Below are 23,600 nucleotides of genomic sequence, written 5' to 3'. Positions count from 1 at the left end.
GGAATCTTCGCCGGGGCCCTGTCGTTAGATACGTCGAGCTGAGTTGAGCCTGGTAGGTGCAGCGCAGCGGTCGGGCGGAGCTTCCGGGGTGGCCCCCCGGACCCGCCCGACGTCACCCTCGTGCGCCTTTTCCGGCCATGCGCTACCGGCCCGTAACACCCTGGTGGGGCCCGCCCCAGTGGAAGAGGGTCATGGCCACGCTGGTGGCCAGGTTGTAGCTGGAGACCTGCGGGCGCATCGGCAGGGACACCAGCTGGTCGGCGCGGGCGCGCAGCTCCGGCGAGATGCCGTGGCGTTCCGACCCGAAGGCGAGCAGGGCGTCGTCCGGGAGCGTGAGGGAACGGATGTCCTCACCCTCCGGGTCGAGCGCGTACACCGGCCCGGAGGGCAGCTCCTCCAGCTCCATCCGATCCACGGTGGTGGCGTAGTGCAGTCCCGCCCCGGCCCGGACCACGTTGGGGTGCCACGGGTCGAGGTCGCCACGGGTCACCACGCCGGTGGCGCCGAAACCGGCCGCGAGACGGACGACCGCCCCGACGTTGCCGAGGTTGCGCGGGTTGTCGAGCAGGACGATCGGAGCCGGGCGGGGGGTCCTGGCGAGGGCCGCCCGTCCGGCGTCCCGGTCGGGGCGCACGGCGAGGGCGGCGACCCCGGTGGGGTGCACGCGGGGGAGCAGCTCCTTGAGCGCGGCGGGCCGCACCAGCCGGGCCACCTCGGGGGCCACGTCGGGGGCCAGGCCGTCGGCGAGCGCCCGTACGGCGGCGGGGTCGTCGGCGACGGCCACCAGCACCTCGGCCCCGAAGCGCAGGGCGTGCTTCAGGGCGTGGAACCCGTCGAGCAGCACCACCCCGTCCCGCCCGACCGCTTCCCGCCACTCCCGGCCGGCCTCACCGAATTCCCGCTGCTCACTCATACCGCCGACCTTACGAGCCCGCGCCGCCCGGCCCGACCGCGCCGTCACGCTCCACCGGTTCCGGCCCCGCCGGCGTCCGGGGCGCAGGGGTCAGGGGCGCAGGGGTCAGGGGCGCAGGGGTCAGGGGCGCAGGGGTCAGGGGCGCAGGGGTCAGGGGCGCAGGGGTCAGGGGGCGGGGCCCCCGCGGTCCGGGCGCGGCCCGGCGAACGGGCCGGGGGCGGGCGGGGGACCGGCCCCGCCCGACCCTCGACCCCACCCACACCAGGAACCCCGTCGGCAGGAACACCGCGTCGGCGGCGATCATCGCCAGCGAGAAGAACGGAAGGCCCAGCAGCACCGCGATCCCCGCGTGCTCCAGCATCATCAGCGCCAGCAGCACGTTCTTGACCCGGCGGTTGAACAGCGTGAACGGAAACGCCACCTGCACGGCCACCGTCCCGTACGACAGCAGCATCACCATCACCCCGCTCCCCGCGAGCACGTCCGACAGCTCCGGCCACGGCGCGAAGTAGTCCAGCCGGAGGGGGTAGTACAGCGCGGTCCCGTCCTGCCACCGCGAGCCCTGGATCTTGTACCAGCCGGCCGTCGCGTAGATCAGGCACACCTCGGCCATGATGACCAGCATTCCGGCGTTGTGCAGCAGGTTCGCCAGCACGTCGAGGAAGGCCCGCCCCTCGCCGGCCCGCCGCGCGGCCCGCTCCCCGTCACCCCGGCCGGCCGCCTCTCCGCCACCTTCGCCGGGCACCTCACCGGCCACCTCGCCAGGCGCTTGCCCGGCCTCCTCGCCGGGCGCCTCGCCGCCCGCCCCTCCCGGGCCTCCTCCCGACCGCTCGTGCCGGTCGGCCACCCACCACAGCGCCGGCCCCGCCCACAGCGCCGCGAAGGCCGCGAGCCAGCCGCCGCCCAGGCGTCCGGTCACCGCCCCGTACGCGAGGACCGCGCCCAGCACCCCCCAGAGCACCGGCCCCGCCGCTCCGGCCGAGGCCGAGCCCCGCAGACGGGCCCGCCGCGCGTCGAGCGACCACACCTGCGCGCAGCGCGTCAGGACCAGGTAGACGGCCATGAGGTGGATGACGTTGTCCCCGCCGTCGCCCATGAACACGCTGCGGTTCTGCAGCGACAGCACGCCGACCATGAAGACGACGGACGTCGCCCGGGTCCGCCAGCCCAGCAGCAGCAGCGCGCTCGCGAGCACGGCGACGGCGTAGACGAGCTCGAACCAGAAGGTGGAGCGCGACCACATCAGCACGGTGAAGGCGTCGTTGGAGGCCACCAGCCGCTCCGCCAGCCGCCAGCTCCACGGCCCGTCGGGCCCGTAGAGCTGGTGCCGGTTCGGGAACTCGCGCAGGAGGAAGACCAGCCAGGTCCCGGCGAAGCCGATGCGGACCACGGCGCTCTGGTAGGGCCCCAGTGCCTCCCCGGTGACCTTCGCGAGCGCCCGTCTCACACGGTCCACCACGGCAGCTCCCGGTAGTACGTCTGGGTGTCGGTCTTCTCGTCGCTCCAGCTCGGCGCGGGTACGGACCGCGTCGCCGAGCGCAGCTGGACGCGCAGGATCCGGCCGTCGCGGTAGACGGGGACGAGCCGCTCCAGCGCGATGCGCCGCAGGTACTCCTCGGACAGCGCGCCGCGCTCGCCGGTCGGCTTGTTGTCGTCGTCGTGGGAGCCGGTGAAGAAGTCCCAGGCCCGGCGGAGCTCGTTCTGCTCGGTGTGGCTCGGCAGCGGATTGTGCCGGATGGCCGCGCCGTCCTCGGCGGACAGGTCGCGCCAGCCGCTGGTGACGAGCCCGCCACCCTCGGTGCGGACCTGGGCGCGGACCTCGACGGCGATGTTCTGCTGGAGGGGGTTGGGGGCGAAGAGCTTCCAGTTCTGTTCGAACTCGGGGTAGATCCAGCCGTCGATCAGCGCCGCGTTCCGCTTGCTGACCGTGTTGGACGGGGCGACGTGCAGGAAGACGAGCGCCAGGTGGGTGCAGGCGGCGACGGACACGGCCGCGAGGACGAGGGCCGCGAGGACGCGGTACGGGGCGGACAGCCCGGCGATCCCGGGCGCCCGGGGCGGCGCCTTCCGCGGCCCCGGAGGGGCTCCTTCCACGGGCTTGTGCTCTCTCGAATCCATCCCGCCCCGATCATCCGGCGTCCACAGGGTTGCCCACAGAGGTTGACACCCTACGGGCCGCCGTCTCACCATTGAAGCGGATGAACCGAACGATCGGTCGGTCGGGCGGACGGCACACTCTGACAGGGGGCCGGGATGGTCGCAGTGACCCCGGAAACGGGCACGTCAAGCACAGCGGACGCGCGGTCCGGGGACCTCGCGGATCAGCTGCGGGCGTCCTTCGACGCCGCCGTGGCGGCGGAGGAGCGGGTGGAACCGCGCGACTGGATGCCCGACGAGTACCGCGCCTCGCTGGTCCGCCAGATGGCCCAGCACGCCCACTCCGAGATCATCGGCATGCAGCCCGAGGCCAACTGGATCACCCGCGCGCCCTCCCTGCGCCGCAAGGCGATCCTGATGGCCAAGGTGCAGGACGAGGCCGGCCACGGCCTCTACCTCTACAGCGCCGCCGAAACCCTCGGCACCAGCCGCGACGAGCTCCTCGACAAGCTGCACTCGGGGAAGCAGAAGTACTCCTCGATCTTCAACTACCCCACCCTGACCTGGGCGGACGTCGGCGCCATCGGCTGGCTCGTGGACGGCGCGGCGATCACCAACCAGGTGCCGATCTGCCGCTGCTCCTACGGCCCCTACGCCCGCGCGATGGTCCGGATCTGCAAGGAGGAGTCCTTCCACCAGCGCCAGGGGTACGAGCTGCTCCTCGCCCTCTCCCGGGGCACCGAGGCCCAGCACGCCATGGCCCAGGACGCCGTCGACCGCTGGTGGTGGCCCTCGCTCATGATGTTCGGCCCGCCGGACGACGAGTCGGCGCACTCGGCGCAGTCGATGGCCTGGCGGATCAAGCGGCACTCCAACGACGAGCTGCGCCAGCGCTTCGTCGACATCGCCGTCCCCCAGGCCGAGTCGCTGGGCCTGACCCTGCCCGACCCGGACATCAAGTGGAACGAGGAGCGCGGCCACCACGACTTCGGCGCCATCGACTGGGCCGAGTTCTGGGACGTCCTCAAGGGCAACGGCCCCTGCAACGAACAGCGGATCAACCAGCGGCGCACGGCGCACGAGGAAGGCGCCTGGGTCCGCGACGCGGCCTCGGCGTACGCCGAGAAGCACACCAGCACCGGACGAGAGGTACAGGCATGACGCAGAACTGGCCCCTGTGGGAGGTGTTCGTGCGCTCGCGCCGCGGCCTCTCGCACACGCACGCGGGCAGCCTGCACGCCCCCGACGCGGAGATGGCCCTGCGCAACGCCCGCGACCTCTACACGCGGCGCGGCGAGGGCATCTCGATCTGGGTCGTGCCCTCCACCGAGATCGTCGCCTCCTCCCCGGACGAGCGGGACCCGTTCTTCGCCCCGTCCGCCGACAAGCCCTACCGGCACCCCACCTTCTACGAGATCCCCGAGGGGGTGCGTCACCTGTGAGCAGCACCGGCACCGAGAGCACCACCGCCACCGCGGCCGTCCTGGCCCTCGGCGACGACGCGCTGATCCTCTCCCACCGCCTCGGCGAGTGGGCGGGCCACGCCCCCGTCCTGGAGGAGGAGGTCGCGCTCGCCAACATCGCGCTCGACCTGCTCGGACAGGCCCGCATCCTGCTGTCCATGGCGGGCGACGAGGACGAGCTGGCCTTCCTGCGCGAGGAGCGGTCCTTCCGCAACCTCCAGCTGGTCGAGCAGCCCAACGGCGACTTCGCGCACACCATCGCCCGGCAGCTCTACTTCTCCCTCTACCAGCACGAGCTGTACGGGGAACTCGCCGCCGGGAGCGGCCCGTTCGCCCCGCTGGCGGCCAAGGCCGTGAAGGAGACCGCCTACCACCGGGACCACGCCGAGCAGTGGACGCTGCGGCTCGGCGACGGCACCGAGGAGAGCCGGTCCCGGATGCGGGCCGCGCTGGACGCCCTGTGGAAGTTCACCGGGGAGATGTTCCAGCCGGTCGAGGGCCTGGACGTCGACCCGGCCGCCCTGGAGACCCGCTGGCTGGCCGCCCTGGGCTCCGTACTGGACCGGGCCGGCCTGGCCCTGCCCGAGGGGCCCCGTACGGGCGCCTGGGCCGCCGGGGCGGGCCGGCAGGGCCTGCACACCGAACCGTTCGGGCGGCTGCTCGCGGAGATGCAGCACCTGCACCGCAGCCACCCGGGGGCGTCGTGGTGACCGCCGCCGCGCAGACCCGTCTGGAGGCGGAGCTGGCCGAGCTGGCGGGCTCCGTGCCCGACCCGGAGCTGCCGGTGCTCACCCTCGCCGAGCTGGGCGTCATGCGCGGCGTCCGGATGCACGAGGACGGGCACGTGGAGGTCACCCTCACGCCCACCTACACCGGCTGCCCGGCCATCGAGGCCATGTCCGCCGACATCGAGCGGGCCCTGACCGGCCACGGCATACCCGACGTCCGCGTGACGACCGTCCTGTCCCCCGCCTGGTCGACGGACGACATCACGGCCGAGGGCCGCCGCAAGCTGGCCGAGTTCGGCATCGCCCCGCCCCGACCGCACTCGGCCGGCGGAGCGGTGCCGCTCACCCTGTCGGTCCGCTGCCCGAACTGCGGATCCACCGACACCGAGCTGCTCAGCCGCTTCTCCTCCACCGCGTGCAAGGCGCTGCGCCGCTGCGTGGCCTGCCGCGAACCGTTCGACCACTTCAAGGAGCTGTAGATGGCCGTGTCAGTGCCCCCGGCGTCCGCCGGCAGCGCGCGCCCCGCGCGCCACGGCGCGTTCCACCCGCTGACGGTGGCCGCGGTCGACCGGCTGACGGACGACTCGGTGGCGCTGACCCTGTCCGTCCCCGAGGAGCTGCGCGCCGAGTACCGGCACGCTCCCGGCCAGCACCTGACGCTGCGCCGCACCGCCACCGAGGGCGCGGAGGTCCGCCGCACCTATTCGATCTGCTCCCCCGCCCCGGCCGCCGACGGCCCGGGCCCGGCGGTGCTGCGGGTGGGCGTGCGGCTGGTGGAGGGCGGCGAGTTCTCCACCTTCGCGCACAAGGAGATCGCCGCCGGGGACGTGCTGGACGTGATGGTCCCGGCCGGACGGTTCATCCTGGACCCGGCCGGCGCCCCGGCCGGCGCGCACTACGCGGCGATCGTCGGCGGCAGCGGCATCACCCCGGTCCTGTCGATCGCCGCCACCCTGCTGGCGGCCCGGCCCGACGCCCGCTTCTGCCTGGTGCGCGGCGACCGCACGGCCGCGTCGACGATGTTCCTGGAGGAGGTCGCCGACCTCAAGGACCGGTACCCCGACCGCTTCCAGCTGGTCACCGCGCTCTCCCGCGAGGAGCAGGAAGCCGGTCTGCCCTCCGGCCGCCTCGACGAGGCACGGCTGACGTCCCTGCTGCCGGCGCTGCTGCCGGTCTCCGAGGTCACCGGCTGGTACCTGTGCGGGCCGTACGGACTGGTGGAGGGCGCGGAGCGGGCCCTGGGCGCCCTCGGCGTCGTCCGGACGCGGGTGCACGAGGAGGTCTTCCACGTCGAGGACACCACACCCGCGGGCCCGGCCCGGACCACCGCGGCGCCCGCCCACGGCCGGGTCACCGCCCGGCTCGACGGCCGCTCCGGCACCTGGCCGGTCCAGGAGGGCGAGTCCCTGCTGGACGCCGTGCTGCGGGGCCGCGCGGACGCCCCGTACGCCTGCAAGGGCGGGGTCTGCGGCACCTGCCGGGCGTTCCTCGTCACGGGCGAGGTGCGGATGGACCGCAACTTCGCGCTGGAGGAGGAGGAGACCGAGGCCGGGTTCGTGCTGGCCTGCCAGTCCCACGCGGTCTCCGAGGAAGTCGAGATCGACTTCGACCGCTGACCCTCCCCGCCCCCGCCGCCGGATCCCTCACCGGGCTGTGTTTTTCCTACGCCGTGTTCTATCTTGACGCACCGTCAGATCTGAACGGACACGACCGGGATCCGGTGCGCGCGGGAGGACAGGCAGTGGACTTCACCTTCACCGAGGAACAGCAGGCCGCGGTCGAGGCGGCGGAGGCCGTCTTCGCGGACGTCGCCCCCGACCGCGTGCCCAGCCCCGCGCTCACCCCGGGCGCCGTCGCGGAGGAGTTCGACCGGCCCCTGTGGGCCAAACTGGCCGGCTCCGACCTGCTGGGGCTCGTCCTCGCCGAGGAACACGGCGGGGCCGGCCTGGACGTCATCGCCCTGTGCCTCGTCCTGCGCGAGGCGGGCCGGGTGCTGGCCCGGGTTCCGCTGCTGGAGCACTGCGCCACGGCCATGGCCGTCCAGGCCCACGGCGGTCCCGAACTGGCCGCCGCCCTGCTGGCCGACGCCGGGCGCGGCTCGCTCGTACTGACCGTCGCCGCTCACGGCCGTACCGGCCACGATCCCGCCGAACTGGCCGTCACCGCCCGCCGCGAGGACGGCACATGGATCCTGGACGGGGTCCAGACCTCCGTCCCGTGGGCCCACAGCGCCGACTGGATCGCGGTACCCGCCCACGGCGGGGACGGCGAGGCCCTCCTCGCGCTCGTCCCGCGCGTCACCGACGGGCTCACGCTCGCCGACCAGTACTCCACCAGTGGGGAACGCCTCGCCGAACTCACCCTGGACGCGGTCCGGGTCCCCGCCGCCCATCTGATCGACGCCCCCGGAGCCTGGGACCGGCTCCACCGGATCCTGGCCACCGGCACCTGCGCCCTCGCCCTGGGACTCGGCGAGAACGTGCTCGCCATGACCGGCCGGTACACGAGCAAGCGCGAACAGTTCGGCTTCCCGGTCGCCACCTTCCAGGCCGTCGCGGTCCAGGCCGCCGACCGCTACATCGACCTGCGCGCCATGGAGGTCACCCTCTGGCAGGCCGCCTGGCGGCTGGACGCGGCGACCGACGGCGCGGGCGGCCCGTTGCCCGCCTCCGGCGATGTCGCCGTCGCCAAGATCTGGGCCTCGGAGGGCGTGCGCCGGGTCGTACAGACCGCGCAACACCTCCACGGCGGCTTCGGCGCCGACACCGACTACGTACTGCACCGCTACCACGCCTGGGCCAAGCAGCTGGAGCTCCAGCTGGGCCCGGCCGCCGCGCACGAGGAGGCACTGGGCGACCTGCTGGCCGCCCATCCCCTCGCGTGACGGGACCTACAGCACGAAGGCCGGGTTCCCGCTGTCCGTCACCATCGGGCGCCCCGCGCCCTCCCACGCCTGCATCCCGCCGTCGACGTTCACGGCGTCGATCTCCTGGCGCACCAGGTACTGGGTCACCTGCGCGGAGCGCCCGCCGACCCGGCACATCACGTGGACCCGGCGGCCGTCCTCGATGGCCTCGGTCAGCTCGCCGAAGCGGGCGACGAAGTCGCTCATCGGGATGTGCAGCGCACCCTCGACGTGCCCGGCCGCCCATTCGTCGTCCTCACGGACGTCCAGGACAAAGCCTTCGGCCGGCACCGAGGCGGCGTCCACCGAGGGAAGCGGTCCGAGGTTCATAACTGTCGCCTTCTCTCTTCGCGGGTCTCGCCCGCCAACCTATAGGACCCCGTCCACCGCTACAGGGCCCCGAAGGCCGCCAGCTCCGCCTCGCGTTCGGAGACCTGCGCGAGCAGCTGCTCCGCGATCTCCTCCAGCAGCCGGTCGGGGTCGTCGGGCGCCATCCGCAGCATCGCCCCGATCGCGCTGTCCTCCAGCTCCCCGGCCACCATCGACAGCATTTCCTTGCGACGCGCCAGCCACTCCAGCCGGGCGTAGAGCTCCTCGCTCTCGCTCGGCCGCGCGGCCTGCGGCGCGGGTCCCGCCGCCCACTCCTCGGCCAGCTCCCGCAGCAGACCCTCCTCGCCCCGCCCGTACGCGGCGTTGACCCGCACGATGAAGGCGTCCCGGCGGGCCCGCTCCTCCTCGTCCTGGGCCAGGTCCGGGTGCGCCCGGCGGACCAGCTCCCGGTACAGCCGGCGCACCTCCTCCGAGGGCCGTACCCGCTCCGGCGGCTTCACGGACCGGTCGGTCAGCATCGCGGACGCGTCGTCGGAGATGCCGTCCGAGTCCAGCCAGTCGTGGAAGAGCTCCTCCACCCCGGGCATCGGCATCACCAGCGCCCGCGCCTCCTGCGCCAGCCGCAGGTCCTCGGGGTCACCGCTGCGGACCGCCTTCGCCTCAGCGATCAGCGCGTCCAGCTCGTCCAGCCGCGAGTACATCGGGCCGAGCTTCTGGTGGTGGAGCCGGGAGAAGTTCTCGACCTCCACCCGGAAGGTCTCCACGGCGATCTCGAACTCGATCAGCGCCTGCTCGGCGGCCCGCACGGCCCGGTCGAGCCGCGCCTCGGGCCGCTCGTCACCGGAGGCGCCGGGCTCTTCGGGAACTGTCTGCTCGGTCTGCTCGCTCACCCGGCCAGCCTACGGCCAGCGCGGGGCGCCATGTTTCACGTGAAACACAGCTCACGTGAAACACGGCGCACCCGAGCCGACCCTCAGCCCCTCAGCCCCTCAGACGCCGAACTCCGCCGCTATCCGGCCCGCCCTGACCGCAGCCACCAGGTCCGCGTGGTCGGCCTCGCTGCGATCGGCGTAGGCCACCGCGAACGTGGCGACGGCCTCGTCCAGCTCCTCGTTCTTGCCGCAGTACCCGGCCAGCACCCGCGGATCCGCGCTGTGGGCGTGCGCCCGCGCCAGCAGGGCGCCGGTCATCCGGCCGTAGTCGTCGATCTGGTCGACGGCCAGCGCCGCCGGGTCCACGCTGCCCTTGCGGTTGCGGAACTGGCGGACCTGGAAGGGCCGGCCCTCCACCGTGGTCCAGCCCAGCAGGATGTCGGAGACCACCTGCATCATCTTCTGCCCGGCCACCACGCGGCGGCCCTCGTGCTCCTCCCGCGGCGCGTGGAAGCCCAGCCCCGGCAGGTACGGCAGCAGCACCGACGGCCGGGCCTCCTTCACCTGGAGCACCAGCGGCTCACCCCGGTGGTCCTGCAGCAGCACCACGTACGACCGGGTGCCCACGCTCCCGGTGCCCACGACCCGGAACGCCACGTCCTGGACCGCGTACCGGGCCAGCAGCGGCAGCCGGTCCCCCGAGAGGGTCTTCAGGTACGGGCCCAGGGAGGCGGCCACGGCCGCGGCCTCACCGTCGCCGACCCGGCGCAGCACGGGCAGCGCGTCCACGAAGCGGCGGTCGCCGTCCCCCCCGGCCTCGGTCGACTTGGCGGCGAACCGGGCGGAGGTGTTGTTGCGGGCCTTCTCCGAGACCCGTTCCAGCGTGCCCAGCAGATCGCGGGCATCGGTGTGCGAGACGAGTTCCTCGTCGGCGATGGCGTTCCAGGCGTCCAGGGCCGGCAGCTTGGCCAGCAGCCGCATGGTCCGCCGGTAGGCGCCCACCGCGTCCCGGGCGGCCGCCCGGCAGGTGTCCTCGTCCGCTCCGGCCACGCGCCCGGCGAGCACCAGGGAGGCCGCCAGCCGCTTGACGTCCCACTCCCAGGGGCCGAACACCGTCTCGTCGAAGTCGTTGAGGTCCATGACGAGGCGCCCGCGCGCGTCCCCGTAGAGACCGAAGTTGGCCGCGTGCGCGTCGCCGCAGAGCTGCGCGCCCACCCCGGTGACCGGCCCGCCGGACAGGTCGTGGGCCATCAGGCCGGCCGCTCCGCGCAGGAACGCGAAGGGGTTGGCGGCCATCCGGCCCACGCGTATCGGGGTCAGCTCGGCGACGCGGCCGACGTTGGACTCCTCCACCGCGCGCACGGCGTCGGGGCGCCCGGCGGGAGCCTCGAAGTGCGCGTGGGCCGCACGCGGCACCCGCGCCCGCAGCGCCTTCCCGGCCTCCTTCTGCGAGCCGGGCAGGGCCCTCGACGCGAAGCCCTCGACCCTGGGGATCCGCCCGCCACCCCGCCCCGCCGCCGCACCGGCCGCTCCGGCCGGTGCGGCCGCACCATCCGCGTACGCCGCGTTCGCCACGTCCGCCGTCTGCTGCTTCGGTACCGTCACCATCCGCGCTGCCCCCGCACTGTTCGCGCCCGTCGGCCTCGGTCGCCGATCAAGTCGGCCCGAACGGTACCTAGAGCCCGGCGTCCCTGGCCAGCAGGGCCGCCTGAACCCGGTTCTCGCACTCCAGCTTGGCCAGGATCCGGCTCACGTACGTCTTCACCGTCGCCTCGCTCATGTGCAGCCGGCGGCCCGCGTCCGCGTTGGACAGCCCCTCGCCCAGCAGCGCCAGCACACCGCGCTCGCGCTCGCTCAGCCCGGCCAGCCGCCGCCGGGCCGCCTCGCCGCGCCCGGCGGGCCGCCCGGTCGCCAGCTGGTCCACGACGTGCCGGGTCGCGCCGGGGGAGAGGTAGGCGTCCCCGGCCGCGGCCGCCCGGACCGCTCCGATCAGCTCGCCCGGCGCCGAGTCCTTCAGCAGGAAGCCCGCACCGCCCTCGCCGAGGGCCCGCAGCACGTTCTCCTTCTCCCCGAAGGTGGTCAGGATCAGCGCCCGCACGCCCGGAGCCGCCCGCCCCAGTTCGCCCAGCGCGGTCAGTCCGTCCATCACGGGCATCTGGATGTCCAGGAGCATCACGTCCGGGGCGTGCGAGCGGGCCAGCTCCACCGCCTCCCGGCCGTTGGCCCCCTCCGCGACGACCTCGATGTCCGGCGCCGAGGTCAGGATCATCCTGATCCCGGCCCGGATCAGCGGCTCGTCGTCAGCGATCACCACTCGGATCACCTTGGCTGTCACCCCGCGCTCCCCTACTTGACCTCGTACGCCTGCTTCTCCACGAGCTTGCCGTCCCGGAAGCAGAACCGGAAAACGGAGTCGTTGGTGAACTCCGACGAGTCCTCCGTCGACAGCAGGGCCAGACAGACCGTGCCCTGCGGCGGGGGCGGCCCCTTGCGGTCCAGGCCCGAGGTCAGCACGCTGTCCCCGTCCGGCAGCCGGTCGCGGACGGCCTTCTCCGAGTCGCCCACACTGACGGAGTCGTACTCCTCCCTGCTGATCATCGCCTTGTTCACGGTGCCCAGCAGCAGGGTCATCCCGGCCCCCAGCACGATGATCAGCAGCACCACCGCCGCGACGGCTATCCCACAGCCCATCGCGACGCCCCCGGTCCGGCTGCGCACCGGCACGGCCAGTTCGCGGTCCACCGCCGCCCAGTCCATCGGCGGCGCGGTGCGCCGTACCGAGGCCCGTGCCTGGGAGCGCTGCCCGAAGTCGTCGGCCACGTCCTCCTCGGCCGCCCCGGCCGGCTCCGTCCCGTACGGCAGCACACCGGCCACCCGGAAGCCACCGCCCTCGGTCGCGCCCGCGTGCACCATGCCGCCGACCAGCCTGGCCCGTTCCCGCAGCCCCGTCAGCCCCTGCCCGCCGGAAACCACCTCGCCGGGTCCCGGGGCGGCCGCCGGACCGTTGGCGATCTCCACGACCAGCGAGTCGTCCTCGTAGCGCAGCTCCACGGTGATCACCGACCCGGGCGCGTGCTTGTAGGCGTTGGTCAGCGCCTCCTGCACGATCCGGTAGGCCGCGTGGTCGCAGGCCGCGACCAGCGGCCGGGGCCGGCCCGCGGTGGCGAGCCGTACGTCGGTTCCCGCGGCCCGCGCCGCCTCCACGATGCCCGCGATCCCGGCCACCCCCCGCGCCGCCGGCTGGGCCTCCTCCACCACGGGCGGCGCTTCCACCCCGTCCCGCAGGATCCCGACGACCTCGCGCAGCTCGTGCATCGCCGCGACGGAGGCCTGCCGCAGCACCCCGACGGCCTCGCGCTGGCGGTCGGTCAGCGCGGGGTCCACCTCCAGCGCCCCGGTGTGCACCGAGATCAGCGCCAGCTGGTGGCCCAGGCTGTCGTGCATGTCCTGGGCGATCCGCTGGCGCTCCCGCAGCCGGGCCTGCCCGGCCACCATCGTCCGCTCGCGCAGCAGTTGGTCGTTGCGTTCCTGGAGCGCGCTGAGCAGCGTCCGGCGCTGGTACCAGTACCGGCTGGCCAGACCGGGCATGACGGTCGCCGCCAGGAACAGCAGGGTGGAGAAGACGACGATCAGCAGCGGCCGCGTCTGGGACCACTGGTCGTACAGGCCGAGGCCGACCTCGGCGAGGAAGGCCAGCACGAAGGCCGTCAGGGCCCGCCCCACGCCGACGATCCGCCGGCCCGCCGACCAGCCCAGCACGATCGTCACGAGGAACACACCGGGCAGGAAGGCGCTCGCCGCCGCCCCCAGCACCAGGGTGGCCGCCGGCAGCCTGCGCCGCAGCAGCACCAGCGCCACGACGGCCAGCACGCCGAGGACCATCTTCGGACCGGAGCTGTTGCTGAGTTCGTCGACGCCCAGACCGAGCAGGGACAGTACGGCGGCGATCGTCAGGTCCCCCGCGAAGGCGCGACCCGACCAGGGCTCGGCCCCCTTCAGCCAGTCCCGTCCCGCCCGCACTCCCGCCTTGGCATCCACCCGACCGACCCTAGACACCGATCCGCGCACCCGTCCGTCCACTTTCGTCGCCCCGCTCCCGACGAAAGTCGGCCGCCGCGGTGCGCGGCGATGCCCGTCACGTCCTCGGGTGCCGACGGCACCGGCCGCGGGCACAACGAAGAACCCCCGCTCCGGATTTCTCCGAAGCGGGGGTTCTCCCGATGTGGGCGAGGGGGGATTTGAACCCCCACGTCCCGAAGGACACTGGCACCTGAAGCCAGCGCGTCTGCCGTTCCGCCACTCGCCCGAGCAGCTCCCCAGTGGACTTCCCTTTCGGGCCGTTCCCCTGGCGACGAACGAAAGATTAGCACGTCATCCGGGGTGGATTCACATCCCTTTCCCGGACCCCCGTCGCACCCTCCGGGCCCGGCCCCTCCCGGAGTCCCCTCCGGGTGCGGGACACTGTCCCTGGAGCGCCCCTACGATCCCTTGTGAGTACCAACACTCCTGTACACGGGACCGGAGGGGAACCAGCCGAATCCGCCACGCGTGGATACGATCAGTAAGCAGTACAGGGCGACAGCGACGGAGGAGGTGCCCCATGGGAGTTCTGAAGCGGTTCGAGCAGCGACTCGAAGGTCTGGTGAACGGCACCTTCGCCAAGGTGTTCAAGTCCGAGGTCCAGCCGGTGGAGATCGCCGGAGCCCTCCAGCGGGAGTGCGACAACAACGCCACCATCTGGAACCGCGAGCGGACCGTCGTGCCCAACGACTTCATCGTGGAGCTCAGCACGGGCGACTACGAGCGCCTGAGCCCGTACTCCGGCCAGCTCGGCGACGAGCTCGCGGGCCTCGTCCGCGACTACGCCAAGCAGCAGCGGTACAGCTTCATGGGCCCCATCAAGGTCCACCTGGAGAAGGCGGACGACCTCGACACCGGTCTGTACCGTGTCCGCAGTCGCACCCTCGCCTCCAGCACCTCCCAGGACGCGCCGCAGGCCCCCCAGGGCCAGCAGCAGGGCGGTTACGGCTACCCGCCGGTCGCCGCCCCGCCCATGCCGTCCGGACCGCCTCCGGGCGGACCGGGCGCTCGTGCCGGCGGGGGTCCCGTACCCTCCGGCGCACCGGGCACCACCCGGCGTTGGATCGAGATCAACGGCACCCGCCACCAGATCTCGCGCCCCACGCTCGTACTCGGCCGCAGCACCGAGGCCGATGTGCGGATCGACGACCCCGGCGTCTCGCGCCGGCACTGTGAGATCCGGACCGGAACACCCCCGACGATCCAGGATCTCGGGTCCACCAACGGCATCGTGGTGGACGGGCAGCACACCACCCGCGCTACGCTCCGCGACGGCTCGCGGATCGTCGTGGGCAGCACCACCATCATTTACCGGCAAGCCGAAGGGTGAAGCGGGGGCAATGTCAGAGCTGACCCTGACGGTCATGCGGTTGGGTTTCCTGGCCGTTCTGTGGCTGTTCGTCATCGTGGCCGTTCAGGTCATCCGCAGTGATCTCTTCGGTACGAGAGTCACGCAACGCGGCTCCCGCCGCAGCGGCGCGAGCGCCGCTCCGCCGCAGCCGGGGCGGCAGTCCGCGCCACCGCAGCAGCGCCAGCGCCGCGGTGCGCCGACCAAGCTGGTCGTCTCCGAGGGCACCCTCACGGGAACCACGGTGGCGCTCGCCGGCCAGACGATCACGCTGGGCCGCGCCCACGACTCGACGATCGTGCTGGACGACGACTACGCCTCCAGCCGGCATGCCAGGATCTACCCGGACCGTGACGGCCAGTGGATCGTCGAGGACCTCGGGTCCACGAACGGCACCTATCTCGACCGGACCAGGCTGACCACCCCGACGCCCATTCCGCCGGGCGCCCCGATCCGCATCGGCAAGACCGTCATCGAGCTGCGGAAGTAGTACGAGAATGAGCGAGCGGAGCGAGCGAGCCGCGGCGGTCCGTCCCACCGGGGACCCGGACCCGCGCGCGCTCCCGACCGGAGGGTGGGCAGTGTGGCTCGTCGAGACCGGTTGTACCCCGAGGCATCGTCGACAGGGCAGGTGCGCATGAGTCTGTCCCTGCGGTTCGCCGCCGGATCGCACAAGGGGATGATCCGCGAGGGCAACGAGGACTCCGGCTACGCCGGCCCCCGGCTCCTCGCCGTCGCCGACGGCATGGGCGGCCAGGCAGCCGGCGAGGTCGCCAGCTCCGAGGTCATCTCCTCCCTCGTGCAGCTCGACGACGACGTCCCGGGCTCCGACATCCTCACCGCCCTCGGCAGCGCCGTGCAGCGGGCCAACGACCAGCTGCGCGTCATGGTCGAGGAGGACCCCCAGCTCGAAGGCATGGGCACCACGCTCACCGCCCTCCTGTGGACGGGCCGCCGGCTCGGCCTCGTCCACGTCGGTGACTCCCGCGCCTACCTCCTGCGCGACGGCGTCCTCACCCAGATCACGCAGGACCACACCTGGGTACAGCGCCTCGTCGACGAGGGCCGGATCACCGAAGAGGAAGCCACCACGCACCCGCAGCGCTCCCTGCTGATGCGGGCGCTCGGCAGCGGTGACGTCGTGGAACCCGACCTCTCCATCCGCGAGGTCCGGGCCGGCGACCGCTACCTGATCTGCTCCGACGGCCTCTCCGGCGTGGTCTCCCACCAGACCCTGGAAGAGACCCTCGCCGACTACCACGGCCCGCACGAGACCGTGCAGACGCTGATCCAGCTCGCCCTGCGCGGCGGTGGCCCGGACAACATCACCTGCATCGTCGCGGACGTCCTCGACACCGACAGCGGCGACACCCTCGCCGCCCAGCTGAGCGACACCCCTGTCGTCATCGGCGCGGTCGCCGAGAACCAGCACCAGCTCTTCGACGGCAACGCCATGCAGACCCCGGCCGGCCGGGCCTCGGGCCTCGGCCGCCAGGCCCCGCCGCAGGCGGGCTCCTTCGGCCCGCCCGGCAGCGGCGAGGCCCCCGGCTACGGCTACCCCGACCAGGGCCAGGGCCAGGGCGGCGGCGGATACGGCAGCTTCGGCGAACCCGAGGGCTACGACGCCGAGGCCCCGTACGAGGACACGTACGACCACCCCCGCAGGCGGCGCAGCAAAGGGCGCAAGTGGACCACACGCACGCTGATCCTGCTGCTGGTGGCCGGTGTCGTGGGCGGCGGCCTCTACGCCGCGCACCGCTGGACGCAGACCCAGTACTACGTCGGCGTCAAGGGTGACCACGTCGCGCTCTACCGTGGCATCAGCCAGAACCTGGCCTGGATCCACCTCTCTCAGGTGGAGACGGATCACCCCGAGATCGAACTGAAGTACCTGCCGTCCTTCAAGCGCAAGCAGGTCGAGGCCACCATCAGCGAAGGCAGCATCGACGGGGCCCGCAAGAAGATCGACGATCTCGGCACCCAGGTGTCCGCCTGCAAGAAGGACGAAGCCCGCCGCGCCGCGGAAGCGCAGAACAACCAGACGCCCGGCCCCAGCCTGACTCCCGCGGAGCAAGCTCTCGTCGGCCAGTGCGAAAAGCAGTAGACATACGCGGGCACAGGGGGCCTGCCACACCATGAGCGTTGTCACCAACACGACCACCATCGGCGCCATCGAGGCGCCGAGCCGGCGGAACACCGAGCTCCTGCTGCTCGCCTTCGCCGTGGTCATCCCGATCTTCGCCTACGCCAACGTGGGCCTGGCGATCCACGGCGAGCTGCCCCCGGGCATGTTCCTCTACGGGCTCGGCTTCGCCGTCCTCGCCGGCATCGGCCACCTCGTCGTACGGCGCTACGCCAAGTACGCCGACCCGCTGCTGCTGCCGATCGCCACCCTGCTCAACGGCCTGGGCGTCGTCCTGATCTGGCGGCTCGACCAGTCCGAGCGCCTGCGGACCCTCGCCAAGCGCAGCTTCGGCACCTTCTCGGAGTCGGCGCCGCGGCAGATGATGTACACGGGGCTGGCCCTCGCCCTGTTCGCGGTGGTGCTGCTGGTCCTCAAGGACCACCGCGTGCTCCAGCGGTTCACGTACATCTCCATGGCGGGCGCGCTGATCCTGCTGATCCTGCCCGTCGTCCCGGGTCTGGGAGCGGACGTCTTCGGCGCCAAGATCTGGATCAGCGTCGGTGGCTTCTCGATCCAGCCCGGTGAGTTCGCGAAGATCGTCATCGCCATCTTCTTCGCCGGCTACCTGATGGTGAAGCGCGACGCCCTGGCCCTGGCCAGCCGCCGCTTCATGGGCCTCTACCTGCCGCGCGGCCGTGACCTCGGCCCGATCCTGATGATCTGGGCGGTGAGCCTGCTCGTCCTCGTCTTCGAGAACGACCTCGGCACCTCGCTGCTCTTCTTCGGCATGTTCGTGATCATGCTGTACGTGGCCACCGAGCGGACCAGCTGGATCGTCATCGGCCTGCTGATGTCGGTCGGCGGCGCCGTGGTCGTCGGCACCTTCGCCAGCCACGTCAAGGTCCGCGTCACCGCCTGGCTGGACCCCTTCGCCTGCTACAGCACCTCYGGTGCCTGCGAGCAGGTCGGCCAGTCGATCATGAGCTTCGGTTCCGGCGGGGTCCTCGGCACCGGCTGGGGACAGGGCAACTCCGACCTCATCGGGTTCGCCGCCAACTCCGACTTCATCTTCTCCACCGTCGGCGAGGAACTCGGCCTCACCGGCGTCATGGCGTTCCTCCTGCTCTACGGGCTGATCATCGAGCGGGGCGTCCGCACCGCCCTCGCCGCCCGCGACCCCTTCGGCAAGCTCTTCGCCGTCGGGCTCTCCGGCGCCTTCGCCCTGCAGATCTTCGTCGTCGCCGGCGGAGTCATGGGCCTCATCCCCCTCACCGGCATGACCATGCCCTTCCTCGCCTCCGGCGGTTCCTCCGTCCTCGCGAACTGGGTACTCATCGCCATCCTCATCCGGATCAGCGACACCGCACGCCGACCTGCCCCGGCCCCCGCCCCGTCCCCCGACTCCGAGATGACCCAGGTGGTCCGCCCGTCATGAACAAGCCCCTGCGCCGCATCTCGCTGTTCTGCGGGCTGCTCGTCCTCGCCCTGCTGATCCGGACCAACTGGCTGCAGTACGTCCAGGCCGAGGACCTCAGCACCCGCAAGGAGAACCGCCGGGTCCAGATCGCCCAGTACGCCACCGAGCGCGGCAACATCATCGTCCAGGGCCAGCCCATCACCGGCTCCGCCGTCACCGACGGCAGCGACTACAAGTTCAAGCGGACGTACCTCGACGGACCCCTGTGGGCGCCCGTCACCGGCTACGCCTCGCAGGCCTTCGGCTCCACGCAGCTGGAGTCCCTCGACGACGGCATCCTCACCGGCAACGACGACCGGCTCTTCTTCGACCGCACCATCGGCATGTTCACCGGCGAGAAGAAGCAGGGCGGCAACGTCGTCACCACCCTGAACGCCGCCGCCCAGAAGGCCGCCTACGAGAAGCTGGGCACCAAGAAGGGCGCCGTCGCCGCGATCGACCCGCGCACCGGCGCCATCCTGGCCCTGGTCAGCACCCCCTCGTACGACCCGTCCACCTTCGCCGGCAACTCCAAGACCGACGAGAAGGCCTGGGTCGCGCTGAAGGACAGCGAGGACAAGAACCTCGTCAACCGCGCCCTGCGCGAGACCTACCCGCCGGGCTCCACCTTCAAGGTGGTCACGGCCGCGGCCGCGCTGGAGAACGGCGTGGTGAGCGACATCAACGCCCCCACGGACACCCCCGAGCCGTACATCCTGCCGGGCACGAAGACCCCGATGGTCAACCACGCGAGCGGCTGCGAGAAGGCGACGCTGAACTTCGCGCTCCAGGTCTCCTGCAACTCCGTCTTCGCGAACATGGGCGACAAGGTCGGCCGCGACAAGATGGTCGAGACCGCCCAGAAGTTCGGCTTCAACAACGACAAGATCGACATCCCGGTCCGCGCCTTCGCGAGCGTCTACGACAAGACCATGGGCAAGGACGGCAACGCCCAGAGCTCCATCGGCCAGTTCAACACCGCCGCCACCCCGCTCCAGATGGCCATGGTCACCGCGGCCATCGCCAACGACGGCAAGCTGATGAAGCCGTACATGGTCGAGCAGCTGACCGCGCCGAACCTCGACACGATCGAGAAGCACGAGCCGCAGGAGATGAGCCGCCCGGTCTCCCCCGCGAACGCGCAGAAGATCCAGCAGATGATGGTCAACGTCGTCGAGAACGGCACCGGCACCACCGCCAAGATCAAGGGCGTCACCGTCGGCGGCAAGACCGGCACCGCCCAGCACGGCGAGAAGAACGCCAAGCGCCCCTACGCCTGGTTCATCTCCTACGCCGAGAACCCCGACGGAACCTCCCCGGTCGCCGTGGCCGTCGTCATCGAGGACAGCGCCGCCGACCGCGAGGACATCACCGGTGGCGGCCTGGCCGCCCCGGTCGCCAAGGCGGTCATGGAAGCCGTGCTGAAGAACAAGGGATGAGAAGCGGAGACAGGATCCGAGCGCTCGGTACCGGTCCGATATCAGCCTGTGGTCACGAACCGATCACCGACGATCGGCCGGTAGCCTTGCCGCGAACAGCACACCGCCGGACCACACACGGGTGCGGTCGGGACTGACGGAGAGGGCTGCAAACGTTATGGAAGAGCCGCGTCGCCTCGGCGGCCGGTACGAGCTGAGCCACGTGCTCGGCCGTGGTGGCATGGCCGAGGTCTACCTCGGTCACGACACCCGGCTCGGCCGTACCGTCGCCGTCAAGACCCTGCGCGCCGACCTCGCCCGCGACCCGTCCTTCCAGGCCCGGTTCCGCCGCGAGGCCCAGTCGGCGGCGTCGCTGAACCACCCGGCGATCGTCGCCGTGTACGACACCGGCGAGGACTACGTCGACAACATCTCCATCCCGTACATCGTGATGGAGTACGTCGACGGCTCGACCCTGCGCGAGCTGCTGCACTCGGGCCGCAAGCTGCTGCCCGAGCGCACCCTCGAAATGTGCATCGGCATCCTGCAGGCGCTGGAGTACTCGCACCGCGCCGGCATCGTCCACCGGGACATCAAGCCCGCCAACGTGATGCTGACCCGCACCGGCCAGGTCAAGGTCATGGACTTCGGCATCGCCCGCGCCATGGGCGACTCCGGCATGACGATGACGCAGACGGCCGCCGTGATCGGCACCGCCCAGTACCTCTCCCCGGAGCAGGCCAAGGGCGAGCAGGTCGACGCGCGGTCCGACCTGTACTCCGCCGGCTGCCTGCTCTACGAGCTGCTCTGCGTCCGACCGCCGTTCGTCGGCGACTCGCCGGTGGCCGTCGCGTACCAGCACGTGCGCGAAGAGCCCCAGCCGCCGTCGAACTTCGACCCCGAGATCACGCCCGTGATGGACGCCATCGTCCTCAAGGCCCTGGTCAAGGACCCCGACTACCGCTACCAGTCCGCCGACGAGATGCGGGCCGACATCGAGGCCTGCCTCGAAGGCCAGCCCGTGGCCGCCACCGCCTCCATGGGAGCGGCCGGCTACGGCTACCCCGACCAGGGCGGCTACGGACACCAGGGCCAGGACCAGGCCACCACTGCGCTGCGCTCCCCCGACGCGGGCCAGACCTCGATGCTCCCGCCGATGCCCCCCGGGGGCGACGGCGGCTACGCGTACGGGGACCAGGGCCACGGCGGCTACGACCAGGGGCACGGCCGGCGCCAGCAGAAGAAGAGCCGGGCCTCGACGATCCTGCTGGTCCTCGCCGGCGTCCTCGTGCTGGTCGGCGCGATCCTGATCGGCCGGACCCTCTTCGACACCAGCGCGGACAACCGCCCCGCCGTGCCCAAGCTCGTCGGCCAGACCTTCGAAGCGGCGCAGCAGAGCGGCAAGAACATGGGCCTCACGGTGGAGAAGGAGGCCGAGGAACCCTGCGAGGACCAGCCCAAGGGCACCGTCTGCTCGCAGAGCCCGGCCGCCGACACCAAGGTCGAGAAGGGCTCCGCGGTCAAGGTCAAGGTCTCCTCGGGCGCGCCCAAGGTGGCGGTCCCCGATGTCCTGCGACTGAAGTTCGAGGACGCCGATTCGGCCCTCAAGGGCAAGAAGTTCCAGGTCGAGAAGAAGCTCGTCGAGTCCGACGCCGCCACCCCCGGCACCGTGACGGACCAGAACCCGAAGAGCGGCAGCCAGGCCGAGCAGGGCTCGGTGATCACCCTCACCGTCGCCAAGGAGGTCGCGAAGGGCCTCGTGCCCGACCTCTCCGGCAAGACGAAGGAGGAGGCCGCCAAGGCCCTCCAGGCCGTGAAGCTCAAGCTGGGCAGCACCACGGAGGTCGACTCCCCGGGAGCCCCGCCGAAGACGGTCGTCCAGCAGCAGTACGCGCCGGGCACGGAGCTGGCGAAGGACACCCCGGTCAACGTCAGCATCTCCAAGGCCGCCTCCGCGACGCCGACGGTGGTGCCCGCGCTGGCGGGTCAGACGGTGGCCCAGGCCAAGCTGACGCTCCAGGCGAGCAACCTGGTCTTCGGCGCGGTGCTGGCGGGCGCGACCGACGACAACGCGGTGATCATCGACTCCAACCCGCCCGTCGGCACCCAGGTGCCGGGCGGCACCGTGATCAACGTCCGTACCGCCCCGAAGCCCCAGGACGGCACCAACGACGGCGGAGGCTTCTTCGGCGGCCTCACCGGCGGCCGCCGCTAGCGGAGCGAATGCGAACGGGCCCGGCCCCCGAGGGGGGCCGGGCCTGTTCCCGTTTCGCGGCGGGGACGCGGATCCCCGGGGTCAGCGCAGCTCCGCCGGCGGCGTGCGCTTCTCGTCCACCTTCTCCGTGCGCACCAGCTCGCCCCAGACGATGTAGCGGTACTTCGAGGTGTAGACCGGGGTGCAGGTCGTCAGCGTGATGTACCGGCCCGGAGCCGTCTTCCCCGATTCCTTCGGGACCGGGTTGATCACGTCCACGTTGTACTTCGAGGTCTGGCGCAGCTCGGCGAAGACCTTGTAGACGTACCAGGTGTCCCGGGTCTCGAAGACGACCGCGTCGCCGTCCTTCACCTTGTCGATGTTGTGGAACTTCGCCCCGTGCCCGTCACGGTGCGCGGCGAGCGCGAAGTTGCCCTTGGCGTCCCAGGGCAGGGCCGACTTCACCGGATCCGTGTAGTAGCCGGCGACGCCGTCGTTGAGCACGTCGGGGGCGGTGCCCGGCTTGACCAGCACCTCGCCGTTGTTCATCGACGGCACGTGCAGGAAGCCGATGCCGTCCCCGGTGTCGAGGGCGCCCGGCTGGGCGGGGGCGTTCGGGGCCTGCGCGGGGACCGACTGCCACTGCCGGCGGACCTGGTCGCCCCGGGCCGAGGCCTGCCGGTCCGCGAGGACGTTGGTCCACCACAGCGAGTAGGCCACGAACAGGCCCAGGACCAGGCCCACCGTGATCAGGAGCTCTCCCAGCAGGCTCAGGAACCCTGCGATCACACTGCGGTCGGCAGGCGGCTGTGCGGAGCGGCGGCGGGCACGAGACACTGCGGGTTCGTCCTTACGGGCTGGTCAGCGCGGGCGGAACGCCCTGGCTGCGCGGGCGTTCGTCGATCATCCTGCCCCATACGATCATCCGGTAGGTGCTCGTGAACTCGGGGGTGCAGGTCGTCAGCGTGATGTACCGGCCCGGTGCGGTGAATCCGGATCCCTCCGGAACCGGCTTGATCACCGAGACGTTCGCCGGGGAGGTCTGCGGGAGCACCGAGGTCATCTCGTACGTGTAGTACGCGTCCCTCGTCTCCACCACGATCGGGTCGCCCGGCACGAGCTTGTTGATGTAGCGGAACGGTTCGCCGTGGGTGTTGCGGTGGCCGGCGACGGCGAAGTTGCCCTGCTTGTCGGCCGGCATGGCGGTCTTGAGCACGCCCTCGCCGTAGTGGCCGACCATGCCCCGGTCCAGCACCTTCGCCTTGCTGATCCCCTCCGCCACCGGGACCTTGAGGTCCAGCTTGGGGATGTGGAGGATCGCGAAGCCCTGTCCCGGCTCGAAGGCGGCCGCCGGCGGCGCCGAGGGGGTCCCCGCTCCGGGCGCCTGCTCCCAGGTCTGCCGCAGCGAGCCGGCGGCCCCGTTGGCCGTGCGTTCGGCGAGCAGGTTGGTGTACCAGAGCTGGTAGGTCACGAACAACAGCATCACCAGGCCCACCGTGATGAACAGCTCGCCGGCCGCCCGGCTCAGCACCACCACCGGGCCGCCGGAGCGGGGGCGGGCGCGCCGCCGTCCCCGCCCTCCCCGTTTGCGTGCCCGCGCGTGCGAGCGCTTCGCGGCCTCCCGGTCCGCCTTGCGCCGCGCGGCCCGGCCCTCGGTGGGCGCGGACGGCG

General features: G+C 72.0%; 21 protein-coding genes, 1 tRNA gene and 1 pseudogene. 12 read left to right on the top strand and 11 right to left on the bottom strand.

Annotated features, from left to right (window positions below; genetic code table 11):
- Nucleotides 1-142: 142 nt before the first annotated feature.
- The 3 genes from AB4039_RS09945 to AB4039_RS09935 are packed head-to-tail and all read right to left on the bottom strand — an operon-like array spanning nucleotide 143 to nucleotide 3,007.
- Nucleotides 143-913, bottom strand: a complete 771-nt coding sequence (locus tag AB4039_RS09945; RefSeq protein ID WP_442270520.1) for a TrmH family RNA methyltransferase — start codon at nucleotides 911-913, stop codon at nucleotides 143-145.
- A gap of 10 nt (nucleotides 914-923) precedes the next feature.
- Nucleotides 924-2,369 (bottom strand): HTTM domain-containing protein, encoded by a 1,446-nt coding sequence (locus tag AB4039_RS09940; protein ID WP_442270519.1) that lies wholly within the window; start codon nucleotides 2,367-2,369, stop codon nucleotides 924-926.
- Nucleotides 2,357-3,007, bottom strand: a complete 651-nt coding sequence (locus AB4039_RS09935; protein WP_442270518.1) for a DUF5819 family protein — start codon at nucleotides 3,005-3,007, stop codon at nucleotides 2,357-2,359. The genes AB4039_RS09940 and AB4039_RS09935 overlap by 13 nt, the downstream gene beginning before the upstream one ends.
- 159 nt (nucleotides 3,008-3,166) lie before the next feature.
- Here AB4039_RS09935 and paaA point away from each other — a divergent pair, with 159 nt between their 5' ends.
- The 6 genes from paaA to AB4039_RS09905 all read left to right on the top strand — a co-directional run bounded on the left by paaA (nucleotide 3,167) and on the right by AB4039_RS09905 (nucleotide 8,085).
- Complete coding sequence (gene paaA, locus AB4039_RS09930) at nucleotides 3,167-4,171, top strand: 1,2-phenylacetyl-CoA epoxidase subunit PaaA (protein ID WP_266840262.1); 1,005 nt, start codon at nucleotides 3,167-3,169, stop codon at nucleotides 4,169-4,171.
- A complete protein-coding gene (gene paaB, locus AB4039_RS09925) occupies nucleotides 4,168-4,452 on the top strand; it encodes a 1,2-phenylacetyl-CoA epoxidase subunit PaaB (RefSeq protein WP_030225109.1) in 285 nt (94 codons plus the stop codon). Before paaA ends, paaB begins: the two co-directional genes overlap by 4 nt.
- Nucleotides 4,449-5,183 (top strand): 1,2-phenylacetyl-CoA epoxidase subunit PaaC, encoded by a 735-nt coding sequence (paaC, locus tag AB4039_RS09920; RefSeq protein WP_266840264.1) that lies wholly within the window; start codon nucleotides 4,449-4,451, stop codon nucleotides 5,181-5,183. The genes paaB and paaC overlap by 4 nt, the downstream gene beginning before the upstream one ends.
- Nucleotides 5,177-5,680, top strand: coding sequence for a 1,2-phenylacetyl-CoA epoxidase subunit PaaD (gene paaD, locus AB4039_RS09915; protein ID WP_371677665.1), 504 nt, complete (start codon nucleotides 5,177-5,179; stop codon nucleotides 5,678-5,680). The genes paaC and paaD overlap by 7 nt, the downstream gene beginning before the upstream one ends.
- Nucleotides 5,681-6,817 (top strand): 2Fe-2S iron-sulfur cluster-binding protein, encoded by a 1,137-nt coding sequence (locus tag AB4039_RS09910; protein ID WP_442270517.1) that lies wholly within the window; start codon nucleotides 5,681-5,683, stop codon nucleotides 6,815-6,817.
- 125 nt (nucleotides 6,818-6,942) lie between these two features.
- Nucleotides 6,943-8,085 carry an acyl-CoA dehydrogenase family protein gene (locus AB4039_RS09905; protein WP_266840270.1) on the top strand — a complete coding sequence of 381 codons (1,143 nt, stop codon included), beginning with the start codon at nucleotides 6,943-6,945 and terminating at the stop codon, nucleotides 8,083-8,085.
- Nucleotides 8,086-8,091: 6 nt separating this feature from the next.
- On the opposite strand, the gene AB4039_RS09900 is transcribed toward AB4039_RS09905, so the two are convergent.
- From AB4039_RS09900 to AB4039_RS09875, 6 genes are all read right to left on the bottom strand, one after another.
- Nucleotides 8,092-8,436, bottom strand: coding sequence for a rhodanese-like domain-containing protein (locus AB4039_RS09900; RefSeq protein ID WP_266840271.1), 345 nt, complete (start codon nucleotides 8,434-8,436; stop codon nucleotides 8,092-8,094).
- A gap of 59 nt (nucleotides 8,437-8,495) precedes the next feature.
- Nucleotides 8,496-9,326 carry a J domain-containing protein gene (locus tag AB4039_RS09895; RefSeq protein ID WP_266840273.1) on the bottom strand — a complete coding sequence of 277 codons (831 nt, stop codon included), beginning with the start codon at nucleotides 9,324-9,326 and terminating at the stop codon, nucleotides 8,496-8,498.
- A 99-nt stretch (nucleotides 9,327-9,425) separates the two neighbouring features.
- On the bottom strand, nucleotides 9,426-10,916 hold the full coding sequence (locus tag AB4039_RS09890) for a DUF2252 domain-containing protein (RefSeq protein WP_442270516.1): 1,491 nt from the start codon (nucleotides 10,914-10,916) through the stop codon (nucleotides 9,426-9,428).
- Nucleotides 10,917-10,983: 67 nt separating this feature from the next.
- Nucleotides 10,984-11,631, bottom strand: a complete 648-nt coding sequence (locus tag AB4039_RS09885) for a response regulator transcription factor (protein WP_266841751.1) — start codon at nucleotides 11,629-11,631, stop codon at nucleotides 10,984-10,986.
- Nucleotides 11,632-11,654: 23 nt separating this feature from the next.
- Nucleotides 11,655-13,346 carry a sensor histidine kinase gene (locus AB4039_RS09880; RefSeq protein ID WP_442270515.1) on the bottom strand — a complete coding sequence of 564 codons (1,692 nt, stop codon included), beginning with the start codon at nucleotides 13,344-13,346 and terminating at the stop codon, nucleotides 11,655-11,657.
- Between the two features lie 185 nt (nucleotides 13,347-13,531).
- Nucleotides 13,532-13,614: transfer RNA gene (locus AB4039_RS09875), tRNA-Leu, on the bottom strand.
- Between the two features lie 294 nt (nucleotides 13,615-13,908).
- Here AB4039_RS09875 and AB4039_RS09870 point away from each other — a divergent pair.
- The 6 genes from AB4039_RS09870 (at nucleotide 13,909) to pknB (ending at nucleotide 21,950) form a co-directional block, all read left to right on the top strand.
- Nucleotides 13,909-14,718 carry a DUF3662 and FHA domain-containing protein gene (locus AB4039_RS09870; protein ID WP_266840278.1) on the top strand — a complete coding sequence of 270 codons (810 nt, stop codon included), beginning with the start codon at nucleotides 13,909-13,911 and terminating at the stop codon, nucleotides 14,716-14,718.
- Nucleotides 14,719-14,728: 10 nt separating this feature from the next.
- The gene (locus AB4039_RS09865; protein WP_266840279.1) at nucleotides 14,729-15,226 is read left to right on the top strand and encodes an FHA domain-containing protein FhaB/FipA; all 498 of its coding nucleotides are present in this window, start codon (nucleotides 14,729-14,731) and stop codon (nucleotides 15,224-15,226) included.
- A 147-nt stretch (nucleotides 15,227-15,373) separates the two neighbouring features.
- Nucleotides 15,374-16,840, top strand: a complete 1,467-nt coding sequence (locus AB4039_RS09860; RefSeq protein WP_266840281.1) for a PP2C family serine/threonine-protein phosphatase — start codon at nucleotides 15,374-15,376, stop codon at nucleotides 16,838-16,840.
- Between the two features lie 31 nt (nucleotides 16,841-16,871).
- Nucleotides 16,872-18,296: an FtsW/RodA/SpoVE family cell cycle protein gene (locus AB4039_RS09855; protein ID WP_266840283.1), complete on the top strand. Its 1,425-nt coding sequence runs from the start codon at nucleotides 16,872-16,874 to the stop codon at nucleotides 18,294-18,296.
- Complete coding sequence (locus AB4039_RS09850) at nucleotides 18,293-19,756, top strand: peptidoglycan D,D-transpeptidase FtsI family protein (protein WP_266840284.1); 1,464 nt, start codon at nucleotides 18,293-18,295, stop codon at nucleotides 19,754-19,756. Before AB4039_RS09855 ends, AB4039_RS09850 begins: the two co-directional genes overlap by 4 nt.
- Nucleotides 19,757-19,913: 157 nt before the next feature.
- Entirely contained in the window at nucleotides 19,914-21,950 is a 2,037-nt protein-coding gene (pknB, locus tag AB4039_RS09845; RefSeq protein ID WP_266840285.1) for a Stk1 family PASTA domain-containing Ser/Thr kinase, read from the top strand.
- Between the two features lie 81 nt (nucleotides 21,951-22,031).
- Here the strand turns inward: pknB and AB4039_RS09840 are convergent, their stop codons facing one another.
- Nucleotides 22,032-22,766 carry a class E sortase gene (locus AB4039_RS09840; protein ID WP_266840287.1) on the bottom strand — a complete coding sequence of 245 codons (735 nt, stop codon included), beginning with the start codon at nucleotides 22,764-22,766 and terminating at the stop codon, nucleotides 22,032-22,034.
- A gap of 13 nt (nucleotides 22,767-22,779) precedes the next feature.
- Nucleotides 22,780-23,580: pseudogene (locus AB4039_RS09835) on the bottom strand (class E sortase); the annotation flags it as partial.
- Nucleotides 23,581-23,600 lie beyond the last annotated feature (20 nt).

Origin of the sequence: Streptomyces sp. M-16 (genome assembly GCF_052114405.1) — a bacterium.
Lineage (GTDB): Bacteria > Actinomycetota > Actinomycetes > Streptomycetales > Streptomycetaceae > Streptomyces.
Note: the sequence above shows the minus strand (reverse complement) of the source record. Positions and strands in the feature narration are given on the sequence as shown.